This is a genomic window from Prevotella sp. P5-64 (assembly GCF_002251285.1).
GTDB lineage: Bacteria > Bacteroidota > Bacteroidia > Bacteroidales > Bacteroidaceae > Prevotella.
Window position 1 is genome coordinate 1 of sequence record NZ_NPJK01000023.1, and the last position, 18,546, is coordinate 18,546.

The 18,546-nt window shown below is 55.0% G+C and carries 18 protein-coding genes; 6 read left to right on the forward strand and 12 right to left on the reverse strand.

Going from position 1 to position 18,546, the window contains the following annotated elements:
• Positions 1 to 105: 105 nt before the first annotated feature.
• A complete protein-coding gene (locus tag CIK87_RS04000) occupies positions 106 to 1,197 on the reverse strand; it encodes a protein kinase family protein (RefSeq protein WP_094385685.1) in 1,092 nt (363 codons plus the stop codon).
• Between the two features lie 279 nt (positions 1,198 to 1,476).
• Between CIK87_RS04000 and CIK87_RS13915 the strand changes: the two genes are divergently transcribed.
• From CIK87_RS13915 to CIK87_RS04015, 3 genes are read left to right on the forward strand one after another with little or no spacing between them, the layout of a single operon-like run.
• Positions 1,477 to 1,857: a hypothetical protein gene (locus CIK87_RS13915; RefSeq protein ID WP_144008102.1), complete on the forward strand. Its 381-nt coding sequence runs from the start codon at positions 1,477 to 1,479 to the stop codon at positions 1,855 to 1,857.
• Between the two features lie 58 nt (positions 1,858 to 1,915).
• Positions 1,916 to 2,620: a VWA domain-containing protein gene (locus CIK87_RS04010; RefSeq protein ID WP_094385689.1), complete on the forward strand. Its 705-nt coding sequence runs from the start codon at positions 1,916 to 1,918 to the stop codon at positions 2,618 to 2,620.
• Positions 2,621 to 2,676: 56 nt separating this feature from the next.
• Positions 2,677 to 3,795, forward strand: a complete 1,119-nt coding sequence (locus CIK87_RS04015; protein ID WP_094385691.1) for a hypothetical protein — start codon at positions 2,677 to 2,679, stop codon at positions 3,793 to 3,795.
• A gap of 135 nt (positions 3,796 to 3,930) precedes the next feature.
• On the opposite strand, the gene CIK87_RS04020 is transcribed toward CIK87_RS04015, so the two are convergent.
• From CIK87_RS04020 to CIK87_RS04060, 9 genes are all read right to left on the reverse strand, one after another.
• The gene (locus CIK87_RS04020) at positions 3,931 to 4,812 is read right to left on the reverse strand and encodes a radical SAM/SPASM domain-containing protein (protein WP_254046507.1); all 882 of its coding nucleotides are present in this window, start codon (positions 4,810 to 4,812) and stop codon (positions 3,931 to 3,933) included.
• Between the two features lie 48 nt (positions 4,813 to 4,860).
• Entirely contained in the window at positions 4,861 to 5,493 is a 633-nt protein-coding gene (locus tag CIK87_RS04025) for a lysine exporter LysO family protein (protein WP_094385693.1), read from the reverse strand.
• On the reverse strand, positions 5,490 to 5,786 hold the full coding sequence (locus CIK87_RS04030; RefSeq protein WP_094385695.1) for a LysO family transporter: 297 nt from the start codon (positions 5,784 to 5,786) through the stop codon (positions 5,490 to 5,492). The genes CIK87_RS04025 and CIK87_RS04030 overlap by 4 nt, the downstream gene beginning before the upstream one ends.
• 7 nt (positions 5,787 to 5,793) lie before the next feature.
• Positions 5,794 to 7,992 carry a CotH kinase family protein gene (locus CIK87_RS04035; RefSeq protein ID WP_094385697.1) on the reverse strand — a complete coding sequence of 733 codons (2,199 nt, stop codon included), beginning with the start codon at positions 7,990 to 7,992 and terminating at the stop codon, positions 5,794 to 5,796.
• Between the two features lie 288 nt (positions 7,993 to 8,280).
• Positions 8,281 to 9,279: a translation elongation factor Ts gene (gene tsf, locus CIK87_RS04040; RefSeq protein WP_022311375.1), complete on the reverse strand. Its 999-nt coding sequence runs from the start codon at positions 9,277 to 9,279 to the stop codon at positions 8,281 to 8,283.
• 39 nt (positions 9,280 to 9,318) lie between these two features.
• Positions 9,319 to 10,146, reverse strand: coding sequence for a 30S ribosomal protein S2 (gene rpsB / locus CIK87_RS04045; protein ID WP_094385699.1), 828 nt, complete (start codon positions 10,144 to 10,146; stop codon positions 9,319 to 9,321).
• A 120-nt stretch (positions 10,147 to 10,266) separates the two neighbouring features.
• Positions 10,267 to 10,653 (reverse strand): 30S ribosomal protein S9, encoded by a 387-nt coding sequence (gene rpsI, locus CIK87_RS04050; RefSeq protein WP_022311377.1) that lies wholly within the window; start codon positions 10,651 to 10,653, stop codon positions 10,267 to 10,269.
• A 12-nt stretch (positions 10,654 to 10,665) separates the two neighbouring features.
• Complete coding sequence (rplM, locus tag CIK87_RS04055) at positions 10,666 to 11,127, reverse strand: 50S ribosomal protein L13 (RefSeq protein ID WP_022311378.1); 462 nt, start codon at positions 11,125 to 11,127, stop codon at positions 10,666 to 10,668.
• 442 nt (positions 11,128 to 11,569) lie between these two features.
• Positions 11,570 to 13,204 carry a hypothetical protein gene (locus CIK87_RS04060; RefSeq protein ID WP_094385701.1) on the reverse strand — a complete coding sequence of 545 codons (1,635 nt, stop codon included), beginning with the start codon at positions 13,202 to 13,204 and terminating at the stop codon, positions 11,570 to 11,572.
• Positions 13,205 to 13,395: 191 nt separating this feature from the next.
• Here CIK87_RS04060 and CIK87_RS04065 point away from each other — a divergent pair, with 191 nt between their 5' ends.
• Entirely contained in the window at positions 13,396 to 14,832 is a 1,437-nt protein-coding gene (locus tag CIK87_RS04065; RefSeq protein WP_094385703.1) for an amidophosphoribosyltransferase, read from the forward strand.
• On the opposite strand, the gene CIK87_RS04070 is transcribed toward CIK87_RS04065, so the two are convergent.
• Both CIK87_RS04070 and CIK87_RS04075 read right to left on the reverse strand, forming a co-directional pair.
• Positions 14,810 to 15,592: a glycosyltransferase family 2 protein gene (locus tag CIK87_RS04070; RefSeq protein WP_094385705.1), complete on the reverse strand. Its 783-nt coding sequence runs from the start codon at positions 15,590 to 15,592 to the stop codon at positions 14,810 to 14,812. The genes CIK87_RS04065 and CIK87_RS04070 overlap by 23 nt on opposite strands.
• Positions 15,589 to 16,860 carry a glycosyltransferase family 4 protein gene (locus tag CIK87_RS04075; RefSeq protein ID WP_094385707.1) on the reverse strand — a complete coding sequence of 424 codons (1,272 nt, stop codon included), beginning with the start codon at positions 16,858 to 16,860 and terminating at the stop codon, positions 15,589 to 15,591. The genes CIK87_RS04070 and CIK87_RS04075 overlap by 4 nt, the downstream gene beginning before the upstream one ends.
• 1,101 nt (positions 16,861 to 17,961) lie before the next feature.
• Between CIK87_RS04075 and CIK87_RS14280 the strand changes: the two genes are divergently transcribed.
• Positions 17,962 to 18,117, forward strand: a complete 156-nt coding sequence (locus CIK87_RS14280) for a hypothetical protein (RefSeq protein ID WP_158216199.1) — start codon at positions 17,962 to 17,964, stop codon at positions 18,115 to 18,117.
• A gap of 11 nt (positions 18,118 to 18,128) precedes the next feature.
• Positions 18,129 to 18,278, forward strand: a complete 150-nt coding sequence (locus CIK87_RS14285; RefSeq protein ID WP_158216200.1) for a hypothetical protein — start codon at positions 18,129 to 18,131, stop codon at positions 18,276 to 18,278.
• Positions 18,279 to 18,546 lie beyond the last annotated feature (268 nt).

An 18,546-nucleotide genomic window follows, 5' to 3' on the forward strand; every position in this document is an offset into this window, starting at 1 on the left:
AGTTTTGCTTGTTTTCTTTTTGCAACACTAAGATAAGTGAAAATTCTGACATGGCAAAATCCTGGGCAACTTTTTGTTGCTCAGGAACTTATAAATAAAGTTAAATTATAGTGTTGCGGAATTAAGGCCTTCCTTTATCATATAGCGACCAGATAGATATCGTGTAGCCTGTAGCAGCCTTTCCCCATCCTTGCTATATATCACGCCAAATTCATCTTCGATACCATTCTCTATTTCTTCTTCCGTCACCTCGGTACTCAGCACCTCTACCTCCTTTGGCAACTCGCAGTGGGGCACTTTTAGGCCAAACAGTCTGAATGAGCACATGGACAGATTCTTCTTGGCACTTGCCATGAGAAACATGGACAGCAGGGTCTTGAGTTCTTCGTCGGCCAGCAGACTCTGCAAAGCCGACAATACCTTGCTCTTGCTCAGGTCAAGAAAATCGTTGGCTGCGAACAGCAGACGGTCTGAGGCTCCGTAGGTGGTGTAGAGAGACGGGTCGAGAGATATGGCCTTGAGCGAGAGGGCGATGACTGCCAGCGCAAAGTCGTCGATGGTCTCGTCGAAATCGTCTACGGTGCGTAGTGGATGCGCAAAGTCCTTGGTGCCGATGGTTGGTGACTTCCTGCCCTTCATGGCTGCCACATACATGCCGTCGTAATCCACCAGCGTCAGAGTGCCGTCGGGGCGCACCATGATGTTGTCGGGCTTGATGTCGCCGTGGGCGAATGACTGCGAGCGGAGCCACCCCGCCATTTTGCAGAAACGGTAGCAGAGCATGGCCATGGCATGGCTGTCGGCATAGTGGCCGGCAACGTAGGTTTCCATCGTCTCGCCGTCTACCCAGTCCATCAGCAACACGGGAAACACTTCATCATTGCAGCTGCTGTCTACAAACAGTTCCTGTTCCAGATACTTCACTGCCGTGATATATGTCGAGTCGACAAACTCCAGTTCCTCGGTTATCTGCCGATACGCCTCGCCCCTGCCTTCCTGTTCGTCGGTGAAGCACTTCAGGGCATAGTTTCGCCCCGTCTTCGGGTCTTTCATCTTGAACACTACGGCAAAGGCGCCGCTGCTGCGATAGGGCTCGCCGTGATTGTCGAGTACTGGCTCCAAGTAAGCCAACTCGTCCAGATTATCCTTTGCGTCGCGTATGGCTGCTACATATTCTGAAATCAGAGGGTATTGCATAGGTCTTCGGTTTGTATTTATGCCAGGGGCAGAGATGCCGCCCCGGCTCGGTTTGACGATTGCTGGGTCATGGTGCCCAGCCCACCTGAAAACGAGACGTTTTCAATCATCCAAAATTACGAATTGTTTTATATCCAGCAAAACATTTCCACCACTTTTTGTTATAAAAATCACCGCGTCCATTCATGCCCGTGGCTGCGATGCGGGCGCGGCGGGGGTATAGCAGATGCACACCTATTTATATATATACGCCTCCATCCTAAAACCGAAGTACGAATTATGGAAATACAACTCGGATACCTCCATTTCAGCCTTTGCCATGACGATTTCGCGACGCAAATCGCACTTGACATCCCCCTCCGCAGCGTATTTCTCCACCTTCGCCACAAAAACCTTGCTGAAATCATCCGCGATATCCAAAATATCACTAACTTTGTCGACGGCGACTATGACGATGGTCATTTGCCGACGATTGATAGCAAGCCTCTTGATGTCCAACGGCTATGCCCGACAGCCCATTCTTCGGTCGCCCACGCTCCGACAGCCTCGGCGTGGGGTGGGGGAGCGACGGGAGAGGGCTGGACCTGGCAGAGGGCGCAGCGGCGAGAGACCCCAGCTTTGCAAGTCTTGCAAAATGTTTTTTCTTGGCAAGGTGGCTGAAACTGCCTACATTTGCACTGTCAAACAACAAGAAGTTCAACATTTTCAAAACACAAGTATGGAAACTCAGAAGATTTACAACCTCGTCATCCTCGATGCCTCAGGCTCGATGGAAGTCATTTACAACCAGGCACTCACAGGCGTAAACGAGACCCTTGCTACCATCCGCAGGGCGCAGGAGACCCATCCCGAGCTGCAGCAGTATGTCACGCTGGCATCGTTCAGTGCCGGCGATGATTTCCTCAACCGCATCTATTCTGCCAAGCCCATCGCCGAAGCCCGCAACATCACAAGCGCCGACTATCCTCTGCTCGGATGCACAGCCCTCTACGACGCCATGGGCACCTGCATCAGCGAGCTCCAGCAGCGGGTCTGCCACGGCGACCGCGTGCTCGTCACCATCATCACCGACGGCTATGAGAATGCGTCGCTCACCTGGAACGGTCGCCAGATTAAGTCGCTCGTCCAGGAACTCCGTCAGATGGGTTGGACCTTCACCTACATCGGTGCCGACCAGGATGTGGAGAAGGTGGCTGGCGAGATAGGCGTGTGCAATGCGCTCCGCTTCTCAGCCAATGCCGAAGAGACCGCCGCCATGTTCGAGAAAGAGGGCCGCAGCCGTACCAGGTTCTACGACAAGGTGTGCTGCGAGATGCGAGCGCCTGATGCTTCGCTGGCAGAATCCGACGACTATTTCGCCGATGATGATACTCTGGAGACCCTCGAGGATATCCTCAAGAGCGAGGCGAAGGGCAATCGATGACATGCCACCCATGGCGCCGGCTGGGATGACTTGCCGGCGCACTGACAATCATAACAATGAACACTAATACGATACTATTCAGCAATCTGCCGTTCCGCCCCGAACCCAATCAGGTGTTCTTCATCGAGAATGGCTACGATGAGGATGTCAATGACCTCATCCGCGACGTCTATCTGCGCCTGAAAGCCAAGTTCGACCGTGCCGGTATGGATTTCTACTACATGCCCTACCTGCTCAGCGAGCACGACATCGAGGCCAAGCTGCGTTACTATGCGCCCTACCTCTCTTCCCAGCCTCTGGTCGGCGAGGTCAGGAGCGATGCGTTCGCTCCCTATATCTCTGACGAAGACCAGCGCAAGCGTCTGAAGCCGTCGCTCATCTTCGGGGCTACGCGGGAGGGGTACGCGGGTGATGTCAGATTCCGGCAAGTGGTCTTGTCCGATGTCGACTTCGTTTCTTCCGCAGCCATGGACGCCCTGGTTCATCTGATAAGTCAAAGGTTTGCCGCATCCTGTGGCGTAGATGCCGATATGGCGCCAATCAGTCCTTGTCTGGCGAGCGTCCCGATGGAAGATAAGTCGGAGAGCCTTCTTTCTCAGGAGTTTCTGGAGCCTTCTGCAGAGTCCGCCATGCCCGCCTCTGCAGAAGAAACTGCCGAGAAGCAGAGCTTTATTGCTACAGAGGATGTCCTGCGCGAGCTTCGCATGACCGTCCAGAAGCTCAGGCTCGAAGGCGTGTCACTCATGGCCATCCACGAGTTCATCGACAAGCAGGAACCCCTGTCGCGTATGATTGTCACCCCCGACTATCGCATCTTCCTGCCCGACTACAACGGTATGGAAATCGAGATGGGTGCCCTGCCCAAAGCCATCTATTTCCTCTACCTGCGCTATCCCGAAGGCATCATCTACAAGCACATGCAAGACTATTACACCGAGCTGCTCAACATCTACCGACAGCTGCGCCCCAGTACCGACGAGGCCCGGCTCAACCTCACCATAACCAAGGTCGTCAACCCGCTGGGCAACGCGCTCAATGAGAACCTCGCCCGAATCAGAAAGGCATTCGTAGAGAAGTTCGATGAGCATCTCGCCATCAACTACATAGTCACCGGCGAGCGAGGCTCCCGCTACGCCATCCCCCTGGATAGAGATTTGGTTGTTTGGGAGGAGTAACACTAAGGGCTGAATTCCAAGCGAGGAATCCAGCCCTAATTCTTTATGTTCCAAAAAGTTTTAGCGGACAGCAATAATATGATGTATAGCGGCGCCCCTACGCCTTCGCCAACTATGGTTCCCTCTCACCCACCTCTACTTCCTAAACCGTTTCGACACGGCGGAGTAGGCGCAGCGCTGGCAGAGGGGCTCGGTGGCGGTGTGGTTGGTGAAGCCCTGATAGATGGCGTGGGCGCGCGGCGACGCGAGAATCTCCTCCAGACTCTGGGTGTAGAGGTTGCCCAAGTCCATGTCGCCGTTATGATCCAGACAACAGGGGACCACGGAGCCGTCGACGAGCACGCCAATCTGGTTGCGGAGAGCATAGCAGAACACCTCTTCGCCGGCGTAGGATTCGTGCTGGAGGTCAGGCCATTCAAACATGTTGTCGCTCTCGATATACAGGTTCTCTGCCAGTCGCCAGCCATCGTTTCGCTCGACCCATGGGCGAGGCTGGTGTTTGGCTATCAGACGGATAATCTCTTCGTTCATGCTGTTGTGGCCGCCTTCGTTCCACAGCCGCAGCACGATGATGCACCCTCGACGAGCTGCCTCTTTGGCGAAGGTCATCACCTCGTCGATATACTGCTCGAGGTCCTCCTTGCCGTTACCCTCGTGCGAGTGCAGGGAAATCTGCAGCTTATGGGGCAGAGCCTCGAGCATATCCTCCCGCTTCGACAGCAGCGTGCCGTTGGTGGTAATCACCGGGATAAACCCTTTCTGCCGAGCCATCTCCACAAATTGGGGCAGATGGGGATGAAGGAAAGGCTCGCCCATGAGGTGGAAATACAGAAACTTGACCCTACCTGCGAGCCTGCTGGTCAGCAGGTCAAACTCCTCAAGCGTCATCGTGCGCTTTGGACGCGTGGTCTTGGGGCAGAAGACGCAGTTGAGGTTGCAGACATCTGTCGTTTCAAGATAACAACGTGTAATCATATCATCGGCAAATTCATTGATTTTTACTATATTCTCATCCATGATGCCAGCCTCTCAGCCTGGTGCCATCTCAGCTACAGTCTCCCAACCTCAAGCCCCCAGCATGCACCACATGGTCACGAGGAAGGGCACGGAGAAGTCGGTGGCAAAGCCGTGGAAGATGCTCAGCGCCACATAGCGCTGGCCTATCGTCTGGGTGATGATGGGCAGCGTGGTGTCCATCGTCGTGGCGCCACCCGAGGATATCGGCGCCAGTGGCCCAAACCACTTCGCCATCAGTGGCGTCATCAGCAGCGTAATCATCTCGCGGATGATATTGGTCAGCAGAGCGATGGTACCCAGCTCGGCACCGCGATATTCGGTGATGAAGATACTCGACAGCGAGTAGTAGGCAAAACCGCTGTCTATGGCCAGGCAGTCTGTGAGTCCACGGGGCTGGATGATGTCCCCGTCGCCGCCCAGCATGATGGCGAAAGCCACCATCGCGCCCACCCACGAGCCCAGGATAGTGGCTATGGGCAGGAGCGCCAACCTCGGGTTGAGACTCTTGAAATCGCTCTTCATATCGGGGTTGAGGCCAATGCTCATACCCACACAGAGCAGCAGTCCGCACAGCGCCACAAAGCTCAGTCCGCTTTCTGCCATCCATGCGGGCAGCGCGTCCATGCGACCTGCCACGAGGCCGAGGATGAAGAAGCCCACCACAATCATACTGCCCTTCATGCGCGGCCTCCTTTCACGCTCTTCCACAGTGCCCAAGCCAGGACGCAGCAGCCCAATACGCTGCAAACAGCCAGCAGCAGAGCCTCTACACCCAGGGTGGGCAGGGCAGCGATTATCTGCTCGTTGCCGCCCACCTCGGCTCCCAGCATAAAGAGCAGGAGCCATATCAACCATGTCGTGGCCCTGGCTGTCCAGGTGCCCACCGCCTTGGCGCCGGCCTGTGCCGCCAGTCTTGTGCGTACGGTGTAGCCCAAGCCGATGCCGAGAAATATAAATGCGATTACTATAAACATATTCTTATTAGTTGTTGCAGCTGCGTCCAGCCACAATCTTCTTCACGCTGCCGTCGCTGTATTTGACGATGGTGATGCCGCTGCCCGGGCGTGCTATGCGCACTCCGTTGGGCGTGTAGTAACCCACCGCCTTGAGCTCTCCAGTGGCGGGGCTGTCGATGCCCACGGTCTGCACCACCTTGTAGGCCACACCCATCACCAGGGCGCGACCTCCGCGGGTGCTGGTGAGACGCACGCCTCTGAGCTTGCGACTCTTGTCGGTGCCGATGGCGTGGTCAAAGAGACAGAAGGCGAAGCTCTGGCTGTAGGTGTCCGTGCGCTTGTTGATGCGGCTCAGTCCGCTGATGGCCTCTTCGCCCGACAGACTCTTTACCGACCAGTCTGCCACAGTGAGCGCGATGCCCTCGCCCTGGCTGCCGTCGCTGTAGAGTGGGGTAGCCGTCAGGTCGCTGCTGCCGTCGCCGCTGGTGGCGAGGATGTAGAGCTGGCTGGTCGTTATGGGCGCGCCGAAGATGAGGTCGCCCCCTTCGCCCGTCTTGATGACGAGGGCGTTGCTGGCGGCATAGTCGCCTAACTGGAAGTTGGCTCCCGATGGGGCGTTGACGACGCCGTCGGTAGGCAGTCCGCCCGACGCCTTGAGCCCGGCAGAGTAGAAGGTGTTGTCGGCACCGTCGCCGGCATTGTCGGCATGGCTGCTTGCGGGCAGCGCCTCGACCACCACGTCGGCATTATATCCCGACGCCACCGTCACGGGCCGTATGTCTGTCTTCTCCTGCGGCAGCAGTTTCTTGTCCATGAATGTCAGACGGCTCTTTATCCATCGCTTCAGGTAGCTTATCTCGTCGTTGAAGCTGTAGCCCACATAGGCGTTGGGCCATACATATCTGCCAAACATGCCCCAGGCAGCCTCGTTGCGCTCCATCGCGCCTCCCGAGGTGAGCAGCGTGGCGAGCGAGTCTATCTTGGCGTCGATGCGGTTGTCGGCATACTGGCCCTCGCGATACTGCGCCCAGCGGGCCTTCAGGTCGGTCTGATAGGCAGGGTCGTCTATGAGCCTCTTCCACCAGAATGGCACCAGCTGGTTGTCGGTCTCGCGGCTGTTCATGTCGTACTGCCACAGGTCGGTACGCGAGCCCTTGTAGTAGTCGGCGTTGCCCAGCGCGATGTTGAAGTCCCAGAGCGTACACTTCCAGCGGCTGTCGAGCCCCTCGTTCTTGGCGCGCGTCTCGCTGTACTTGTACATGTGCGAACTCAGACGGTAGCCGTCCACGTTGAACGTGAACTCGGTCGAGAGCATATAGTCGATAAACGAGGTCACGTCGATATACTTCCGATAGCCGTTGACGGGGTCTTTGTAGTTGTCGCCGGCAAAGCAGTCTTCCATGTCGTCTATCGACTTTTGGATGGCCTTCTCCGTTCCGGCGGGCAGGTCGGCAAAGTCCTCATACTCAGGGTCGTCGTATTGGTAGGTGATGTATTTGGTGTTGTCCACCGTTCCGTAGCGGCCATAGGGGTGATACTTGGAGCGGTAGTAGTGGTCTTCGTCGTCGCGGTCTATCTCCACGCGCCAGTCGCCCGTCAGGTCGCCTCCGTCCTCGCCGGGGTCATGCAGGTTCAGGCGGTTTTTGCCCTTGCCAGGACGCTCGGTGAGGATGTAGATGCCGTAGTATTTGCCGTCGACCACCACCTCGACATGGCGCGAGCTGGGCACCCAGTCCAGGTAGGGACGCCCCAGCTCGAAGGTGAGCACGTCGCGTATCATCGACTTGTCAGCGAAAGGTGCCAGCAGCACCCAGTCGTTGTCTTTGCCCAGTCCCAGCAGGCTCACCTTCACCTTCTTGCCGCCTTCTTCCAGTGGTTTGGCGATGGTCTTGAAGCCGTAGGGCTTCTTGTCAGACGAGTTGAACGACGAGTTGCCGCGGTATTTCAGACTGATATATCCCTCATAGTCCACCTTCTGGTCGGGGTGGGCAGCGAGGTCGGCATAGTTGGTCTTGCCCGTGCCGTTGTCTATGATTTTGATTTTTGCGGTGATACGCTCTTCGCGGAGTATCATCTTGCCGTCTACGTCGATGAAGACGATGGGCAGATTGGTTTCGCTCAGCTTGACCTGGGCGTTCTTGGTGGGCGGATAGTTGTCGGCCCTCTGCGCATATAAGGCTGTCAGACAGAGCAGCATGCACAGCAGTGTGGATATACGTTTCATTGCTATATAGGTTTTTATTTCTCCTTGTGGTGGCCTGTCCTTGACGGGCGGGTAGATGGGTTCATAGGTGATTGCTTGTTATTGATACACAAAGTTACACAATAATTCTGACAGTGCTTGCGCAAAAGCCGGTAAAATCATTGGTGCAGGGCAAAATAGCCCTGGCCACGCCTGCCGTCGCGACGCTGCACCCGGCTGCCCCCGCCATTGCCATGCACTAAAAAAGGACTGCATCCCTCGAAAGGGGTACAGTCCTTATTATTATTTCGATTTTAACTATATTGAAAATTAGTCAGCCAGGAGGGTGAAGCGCTTGTAAGCAACGATGTTGAGATCGCCCTGCTTCTTCAGCCAGTCCTTAACTGAAATCTTGCCATCCTCGTCGGCGAACTGGAACTCCTGGTCTACCAGGCAGTTCTCCTTGAAGAACTTGGCCATACGGCCCTTGGCAATGTTCTGGATCATCTGCTCGTTCAGGTTGGCAGCCTTCTCAGCGCCTACGGTCTGCTTGATTTCGCGGGCCTTGTCAGCCTCCTCCTGTGTGAGCCATCCCTTCTTCATGTTAGACTCGATGTGGTCATCGCTGTCTACGAGGTTAGGATTGATGCCAGCCTTCTTGATAGCGGCAACTACAGCCTTCTCTACCTGCTCTTCCTTGGTCTTCTGGATAGCCACCTTGAGCTCCTCGTCCTTAACGGCCTGGGGAACAGAAGCCTCGTCGAGAGCTACAGGCTTCATTGCTGCAACCTGCATAGCTACCTTGTGAGCAGCCTCTTCGTTGTCCTTGTCCAGCTGTACCATGGTAGCCAGAGTGTGGCGGCCCATGTGGTCGTATACAGAGATGTTGTCACCTACGAGATAGTTGTAGCCATCGAGCTCCATCTTCTCCCCGGTAACACCTGAGCGATGCTGTACGGCGGTGGCAGCGTCGTCGCCATTGGCGAGCTTCAGCGCCTTAACCTCGTCGAGGTTGGTGCAGCGTGCGGCGATAGCAGCGTCGAGGATTTCGCCTACGAGGGCGATGAAGTCCTTACCGGCAGCTACGAAGTCGGTCTCACACTTCACGGCAACCATTGCGGCGAAGCCATCAACCTTCTTAACCAGTACGCAACCATTTGATGTCTCACGGTCTGAACGCTTGGCAGCGATGGCGAGGCCACGCTCACGCAGGAGCTCCTTAGCCTTGTCGAAATCGCCTTCAGCCTCGTTCAGGGCGTTCTTTACATCAGCCAGACCGGCGCCAGTCATAGCGCGCAGCTTTTTGATATCTTCTATTGTAACAGCCATAATTGTTATTTCTTAAACTTGGGTTTGTGATTCTATTGATTACTCAGCGGCGGGAGCCTCTGTAGCAGCAGCCTCAGCGGCGGGAGCCTCTTCCTTGCGGGCCTTGCGTGTGCGGCGGGGCTTAGCCTCTGCCACTTCCTCAGCCTGCTCGGCAGCAGCCTTCTCGTCAGCCTTCTCAGCTTTGCGCTCCTCGAGACCTTCTGCGATAGCACCGCAGCAGGCGTTCAGTATAACCTCGATAGAGTCCTTGGCGTCGTCGTTGGCAGGAATCAGGTAGTCTACAGCCTTGGGGTCTGAGTTGGTATCCACGATAGCGAATACTGGGATGCCCAGACGCTGAGCCTCTTTCACTGCGATGTGCTCCTTCATTACGTCGATAACGAAGAGGGCAGAGGGCAGACGAGTCAGGTCAGAGATTGAACCGAGGTTCTTCTCCAGTTTGGCACGCTGACGGGTTACCTGCAGCAACTCGCGCTTAGAGAGGTTAGAGAATGTACCGTCGTTCATCAGCTTGTCGATGTTTGCCATTTTCTTAACAGCCTTGCGGATGGTTGGGAAGTTGGTAAGCATACCACCGGGCCAACGCTCGATTACGTAAGGCATGTTAACTGATGCAGCCTTCTCGGCTACGATGTCCTTTGCCTGTTTTTTAGTAGCGACAAACATGATTTTCTTGCCTGACTTGGCGATACCCTTCAGCGCCTCTGCTGCCTCGTCGATCTTGGCAACAGTCTTGTTGAGGTCTATGATATGGATGCCATTGCGCTCCATGAAGATGTAAGGAGCCATAGCGGGATTCCACTTGCGACGGAGGTGGCCAAAGTGGCAACCTGCCTGGAGTAACTGGTCAAAATTAGTTCTTGACATTGCTTTTTCTTTTTGAGTTGTTTACTTTCTTTTTTAATTCTATATTGCTTAGAACCAACCCACAGGTAATCGCCAGCAGAGGCAAGTCTTATGGGTTTAGATGCTAAACGGTTCAGTATATTAACGCTTACTGAACTGGAAGCGACGACGAGCCTTGGGCTGACCTGGCTTCTTACGCTCAACAGCACGAGAGTCGCGTGTGAGGAAACCCTGGTCCTTCAGAGCCTTCTTGTCTTCGGCGTTCACCTTAACGAGGGCACGGGCGATAGCGAGGCGGAGAGCCTGGCTCTGGCCGGTGAAACCACCACCGTCGAGGTTGGCCTTTATATCATACTTCTCAGCAACTTCCAGAAGGTTCAGTGGCTGCTTAACCACATACTGAAGGATAGCTGATGGGAAGAAATCTTTCAAATCTTTCTTGTTGATTGTGATCTTACCGGTACCTTCGGTGAGGTAAACACGAGCTACAGAGCTCTTGCGGCGACCGATTGCATTAATCATTTCCATCTTTAGTTCCTATTATTTATACTGGTTAATATCGATTGACTTTGGCTTCTGAGCCTCGTGCTTGTGCTCTGTGCCCTCATATACATAGAGGTTGTCGAGCAGTGCGCGACCGAGAGGACCCTTGGGGAGCATACCCTTGACAGCGTGGCGAACAATCTTGTCGACACCGTTCTTGCGAGTACGGAGGTCGGCAGGAGTGTTGAAGCGCTGACCACCGGGATAGCCGGTATAGCGGGTGTAAACCTTGTCAGTTTCCTTCTTACCAGTGAAGCGAACCTTAGCGGCATTGATAATGATTACGTTGTCTCCACAGTCCACGTGGGGAGTGAAGTTTGGCTTGTACTTACCACGGAGCAACTTTGCAACCTTTGAGCAAAGACGACCTACAATCTGGTCGGTGGCGTCGATAACGACCCACTCCTTGGTAGCTGTTTCCTTGTTAACGGAAATAGTCTTGTAACTTAAAGTGTTCATTTTTAATTTTAATTTTTACTACTAAAAAACGTTTTTATTTCTCTTGATGTGCAGGCGATTCACTAACCATGACGCTCGGCCAAAAGCGCCACTATTAACACGCTCACACGGGGGACTCTAAGTGTGTCCCCGAAATAATCGGCGTGCAAAATTACACATTATTTTTATATCAGCCATTATCGAGACGCTCCCAATGATGAATATTTATGAATATTTAACGGTATTCACGGCTTTTCTCATCATCTTGGCGCCGGCAGCGATGGTCGCGGTGGCGATGGGGGTGACCTTCGGATTCATCGAGGTGACCTTTGGAATCCTCGAGATGACCTTTGGAATCCTCGAGATGACCTTCGGATTTACGTCGTTTGCCTCTGGCAGCGTGGAGATGATTTTTGATGCCGTGGGGGTGTCCTCCGGATGGGAGGTGATGGCTTGGGGCTGGTTAGAAGTACCCGTGGGTCTCTACGTCGCCATAGTTGAGGGTGAGTTCCACGCGTTTCAGCGTGATGGGAGTGCTCCCGGCAGGGGCTGTGATGGTGATGGTGTTGTCGCCGTGGCGCAGGGCGTCGGCAGGCATGGTCACGGCATACTGGTGCTCGCCCTCTGCCAGTCTGCGGCAGCGGTCGTAGAGCGCAGGGTAGTCTGCGCGGGTGGCAGTCATGGGCTTGCCGTTGAGGCTCAGGCTGAGCAGCGCCTCGCCACGGGTGCGGAAGAAGACGATGACTTCGCGTGGACGGATAGAGTCCATGTGGTCGCCCACGTAGATGGTCACATCGCGACGCTCTCCGGCCTTGAGCGTGAGCGGTAGTGGTGTGTTGGGGCGCAGCCCGTACTGCCGTTTGCCGTCCGAGAGCCAGTAGGTCTTGTTGCGACCCTCGAGCATCTGCCGGCTGCCCAGTTCGTGGAGCATACGAGGGTGCGCCGTGCGGCAGACCTGCCCTCCGCGCTCCAGCTGATAGTGGCCGCTCACATAGCGGTTGAAGAAGTAGTTGAAGAGATAGATGCCGTCGGCGCCCTGGTCCAGGGCAGCCGAGCAGAAGCCGCGCATCATACCCTCCGAGACGGGCTCGTTCTCGGTGTAGGTCATCATGTCGGTGCTGGCGTAGAGGGGTGTGTTGAGCGCATTGCCCAACTCGCTGCGCATCCGGGCTATGGGCTGAGCCGGGTCTATCAGCGTGTGGGTGCCCACGCTCACCAGGTCTATCAGGCCTTCCTCGAGCCACTCGCGTAGGTCTATTCCCTTCTCCAGATTCTCTGCCAGCGACGGCGCCACCCTCACGGCGAGCTTTATGCGTCCTGGCTGCTTGCGGCGTGACGACTCGCGGTCTGCCCGACGCCTTATCTGCCTCATCATATCGGTCATCTCAGCCGTGTGGCGCTTGCCTTCGCCCCGCTTGAAGTAGCAGAAGAAGCGCATGAAGTCCAGCATATACCAGTCGATGTCGTCGCGGTAACGGCTGAGTTGTTCGGCAATGATGCTCACCTTGCGGTTGCGCACGGCGCGATGGGCAAAGTCGTAGGCGCCGGCACTGTGCCATCCCAGCGAGGGGTCGCCGATGCGGTATTCGGGATGCTTGAGCCACCATTCTGCCCACATCACGGGACAGTCTGTTTCGGCGTCGGCGAAGTGGAGGTCGTTCATGCGGTAGGCTATCATCGCCGCCATGCCGTGGCGCCGTGCCAGCTGCAGCGACGACCGCATAAACTCGCCTCCCTCGGCCTCGATGCGGAGCAGATTGTCATAGCAGGTGCGCATATTGTTGTAGAGCGCCGTGTTGCCGCCATGGTCTATGTGGCCACGGTCGTCGCCGTAGTAGCGGCAGTAGCGCGAGGGATAGCATACGAAGTCGCTGCCTGAGCAGATGGAGTAGGTGGCCACCTGCGAGCCCGCGGCAAGACTCGTGAGCGAGTCGAGGTGGGCGAGCGTGAGCGGTGCGCCGTTCCAGTAGGTGTTCAGCAGCAGCTCGGTGCCGTCGTTGTCGTAGATGATGTTGGGTTGGGCTGCGACGGCAATCCATGTTGCGGTCGCGACGATGGTGGCGACGATGCGTTTTGTACTGTTTAGGATGCGTATCATTCTATATTATATAATAAGGTGTAGATTTGTTAACGCTGCAAAGATACCCATAAATGCCGGCATGGGCAAGAGAGCCATGGTGTTTTGTCACAAAAAAGTAGGAAAAAATAACAAAAACTATATATTCAACCCCAAGATTTTTACGTAACTTTGCAGCGCGTAATTACACTGTTAGTATATTATTATCATTTATGGGAGGCATTTTCGGAACTATTTCCAAGAAAAGCTGCGTTGCCGATTTGTTCTACGGAACCGACTACAATTCACACCTCGGTACCCGTCGTGGCGGTATGGCAACCTATAGTGAGGATAAGGGCTTCGTCCGCTCTATCCATAACCTCGAAAGTTCTTATTTTCGTTCTAAGTTTGAGTCTTCGCTCAATAAGTTTGAAGGCTGCTGTTCAGGTATAGGTGTCATCAGTGATACCGATGCACAGCCATTGGTCATGAACTCTCATCTGGGGCAGTTTGCCATCTGCACGGTGTCCAAGATTGCCAACATGGAGCAACTCGAGGCCGAGATGCTCAGCCACAATATGCACTTCGCCGAGATGTCGTCGGGCAAGACCAATACCACCGAACTTGTGGCGCTCCACATCATCCAGGGCAAGACATTCCGCGAGGGCATCGAGAATGTCTATCATCATGTCAAGGGCTCGTGTACGATGCTCATCCTTACCACCGACGGCATCATCTGTGCCCGCGACAGTTGGGGGCGCACCCCGCTCATCATCGGCAAGAAGGATGGCGCCTACGCCGTGACGAGCGAGACCACCTCGTTCCCCAACCTCGGCTTCGAGCCTTGCTACGAGCTGGGCCCGGGCGAGATTGTGCGCATCACCGCCGATGGCACCGAGCAGATACGCCCTGCCAACAAGAAGATGCAGATTTGCTCTTTCCTCTGGGTCTACTATGGCTTCCCCACCTCTACCTATGAGGGCAGGAATGTCGAGAAGGTGCGCTTCGACAATGGCTACCAGATGGCGCTCACCGACGATACCCAGGTAGACTGCTGCAGCGGCATCCCCGACTCCGGCACGGGTATGGCCATGGGCTACGCTGCCGGCAAGCGGGTGCCCTATCAGCGCTGTATCGCCAAGTACACCCCCACCTGGCCCCGCTCCTTCACCCCTGCCAACCAGGCCATGCGCTCACTGGTCGCCAAGATGAAGCTCATCCCCAATGTGGCTATGCTCAAGGGCAAGCGCGTGCTGTTCTGCGACGACTCCATCGTGCGCGGGACCCAGTTGAGAGACAATGTCAAGGTGTTGTTTGACCAGGCACAGATCAAGGAGTGCCATATGCGTATCGCCTGTCCGCCCCTGGTCTACGGCTGTCCGTTTATCAACTTTACCTCGTCCAAGAGCGATATGGAACTCATCACCCGACGCATCATCGAGCGCTTCGAGGGCGATGCCAACAAGAATCTGGATAAATATGCCACCACCGGGTCGCCCGAGTACGAGCGTATGGTGGCGGCTATAGCCGAGGAGCTTGGACTTACCTCGCTCCGCTTCAATAGTGTGGAAGAGCTGATCCGTGCCATCGGTCTTCCCAAGTGTAAGGTCTGCACCCACTGCTTCGACGGCAGCAGCGCCTACACCCTCAACGAGTGCGCCGACGACTGATGACGCCGCGCAGGGCAAACCAGAGATGCATCACCACCGTGCTGGCCACGCCGTAGTGGTGGCACATCACGCTGAAACGCTCGCGGAGCGAACGGCGATGATATGTGGTGGTCATGCCACCATCGAGAAAACAAGCCAACACTGCATGTGTGTTGACCAGAGGAAGTCGGTAGCTTGCTGCCGACTTCATTATTTTTATGCACCAGTCTACGTCGGCAGAGTAGCGGTACTTCAGGTCGTAGGGGATGGCCTTGGCCAGGTCGGTGCGGGCGTAAAACGCCTGGTGGCATACCAGCATGCCGTGGCGGAACGACTTCCAGCTGAGCGCCTCGGGCGGAGCCAGACGGCGGCGGCCCACATAGTGGCCTCGGTCGTCGATGATGTCGGTGTCGCCATAGATTACCGCCGGTTTCTCGTCGGGCATGAGCGCCGCATGAGCCACCCGCTGCAGCGTGTGCTCGTCCTTGAAGGTGTCGCCGGCGTTGAGGAATACGAGGTAGTCGCCCTCAGCCATCTGGATACCTTTGTTCATCGCGTCGTAGAGTCCGCCGTCGGGTTCCGAGACGGCCCTTATCAGGTGGGGAGACGCTCCCCGCGATTTTTCTTCATACTCCCTTACCAGTTTCATGGTGTCATCCTTCGACTTGCCGTCGATGATGAGATGCTCCACTTGGTCATAGTCCTGGCTCTCCACGCTCGCCAGCGTCCGCGGCAGTTCGTCCGCGGCGTTGTAGGTACATGTGATAACGGTTATGGTCATGCTTCCAGATAGTCTTTGCCTGCAAGGCGGTTGTAGATATTGATATAGCGTGCGGCGACGGCGCGCTGGCTGTAGTGCTGTGCCACCTTCTTCACGGCTTCCTCGCCCAGAGTCTTGCGGTCGGCCTCGTCGAGCGTCCAGTGCAGACCGCGAGCCAGGTCGTCGGCATCCTTGTATTCAGCCACATATCCGTTGACCTTGTGGTCTATCTCTTCGGGTATGCCGCCCACGCGGAAGCCGATGCAGGGCACACCGCAGGCCATCGCCTCCATGATGGTGTTGGGCAGGTTTTCAGAGAGCGACGGCAGCACGAAGGCGTCGGCGGCGTTGTAGACATCCACCATGCGGCGCGGGTCGTTGACATACCCTAAGGGGTAAGCCTGTAGCGGCAGGCGGTCGGCTATCTCTTCGGCGTGGCCGCCCACGATGATGAGGCCCGTGTTCTCGCGTATCTCCGGATGCTCCTGCTCCCATTTTCGGCAAGCCTCGATGAGATAGTCCATGCCCTTGTTCACGTTGGTCACGCGCTGCGAGGCAAAGAGTATCAGTCTTCGGTCGGCGGGGAGCCCCAGTCTTCTTCGGGCTTCGGCCTTGTCGGCAGGGGCGAAGAGGCGGGTGTCGATGGGGTTGGGTATGGCGCAGGTCTCCTGTCCCTCCAGGAGCCGGCTCTGGCGCGCTTCGCTCTCCATCCAGTGGCTGCACGCTACAAAGGTGATGTGTCTGCCGGTGAGCATGCGCTCCTTGCGTCGCCAGGTGGCGTCGGCGAGGTCGTGGCTGCTGTCTCCGGGCAGATAGGGGCAGTGGGCGCAGTGGCTCTTGAACCGCTCACATCCCAGGGTGAGGTGGCATATCGCCGTAGCGGCCCAGATGTCGTGCATCGTCCATACCACCGGCTTTCCCGAGTCGAGTATTTTGCGGATATTCTTCAGCGAGAGCATGCCCTGGTTGACCCAGTGCAGATGGATGATGTCTGCCTCCTTGAATTCGGGCAGCCTTGTGATGTCGGTGCCCGCGTTGGCGGTATCTATCTCCCACAGATGGCGGCGGTTCAGCCGCAGATGGAGATATATCGTCAGTCTTTCCCACAGGAAATTGAAGTGGTGGCGCCACGACTTGGGCAGACTGCACACCGCGATGTGCTCGGTCTCCTTGTCGCGCACCAGCATCTTGGCTTTTACGCCGCTGTTGTTGAGCGCTTCCATCAGCCGTCGTGCAGCCACAGCCGCTCCGCCAGCCCTCTCGCTCGTGTTGACGATTAGTACTCGCATACCTTATTATATTATATATATCTTTTGTCCTTTGTTCTTGCTCCCGGCGACCTGGCGCATAGCCCCGGCCGCCATGGTGCATAGTTCCGGTGACCTGATGCATAGTCCCGGTGACCTGGTGTGTAGTCCCGGTGACCTGGTGCGTAGTCCCAGCCGCCATGGTGCATAGCCCCAGCGACCCTGGTGCATAGTCTCGGCCGCCTGCAGAGTTGTCTGATCGCCGCCGTCGGTACCTCCACGCTCTTGGAGATGGCGTTGGCAGGAGCCGGAGCCTCCTCTGCATCGGGCAAAGGTAAACATAAAATCTGAAAAACCCACACAGCCTCCCTGTTTTTTGCAGTATTCGCCCCCGACTGCCCCTCTGCCCTCCGCGTCCTGGCTGCCGCCGGTCTGCCCGCAGCCCTGGCGTCCCGGGCTCTCATTGTTGCGTCGGTGCAAGTGCCAGCGCCCCTTCTTGCGCTTATATATATCACTCTTGCGCCTATATATGTCACTCTTGTGCTTATATATATAATAAAGTATATTATTATAAAAAGGTATAGGAACCGCCTCTGGCAGTCATACATCTTGACAAAATGGGGTGGGGGCTGTACTGGCTGGTTTTCAGGGGCTGGATGGGGATGCTAAAAGGGTGTTTGCGGGTGAAAAGGTTATGTTTCAAATTGTAATGATAACCCTCGCGAATAAATGAAACCGTAACTGCGGTTGTTGGAATTGTTACATATTTCAGTTGTGTGCGTACACAGTTTTATTGATTTGTATCAAGAAAGGCAACAAAATCATCAATAAAAGTGTACTAACTATTGTGGGAAGTGGGAAAGGTTTATACCTTTGCATCGTCAAAAGGTTAATAGATTGTTTAGGTTAGTAGTAATAGATTTAGGTTTTTAGTTATTAGGTTTTTAAGGTAGATTGACAGATTGTTTAGCTTAGGATGACAATGGAGGCCGTGAGGTTTTCATTCTTTCGACAAAAGTTAGTTAAACATAAGTTATTACGCTGAAGCTCGCTGATGAGTCTCAGCGTATTTTTTTTGGTTCATTCGGAACATGGAGCGATATAGGGTCAGCGGATTTTCCCGGTTGGTGACAATGGATAATTATGAATAAATTTAAGGTAAACTGTGAAATCTCCGATGCTGACAACGCCACAAACAGCATCAAGTTCAAGTACAAGTATAGCAGCTATCATCTCCCAATCACCATTGACTACAGCAACAACACCTTCGATGATCCATCCCACCGCACCTTCGACTAACACCAATCACTATGCAATCCATCCACATCTCCACCCTCCGCAAAATCCTCTCCAGTCTCGAACCCATCGACATCCGTCTATGGACTCGTAGCGGTGAAATCCAATCCTGGCACCGCTGCATCTCCCTCAAATATGACTTCTACAAAGACGGTGCAAGTTGAAGGCAGAACATCAAGTAACGCTTGAACCCAAATCGGTCATTAGAAAAAGTTTCTTGTCATTTTCTAATGACCGCCATTAGAAAAACAGCTTTGTATATGCTTGATTTATAAATATTTACTAACTTTACCACGAAAAAAAGGATATACTCCGATGCGAAACTGTGACATAAAGTTTGTAAATAAGGAAATAACACCTTTTGGTGGTCTTTCCCTGTTCTTCAAAATGCTTGAGAAATGCCATTTTGAAGAGCATGTTATGCAAAGTGGT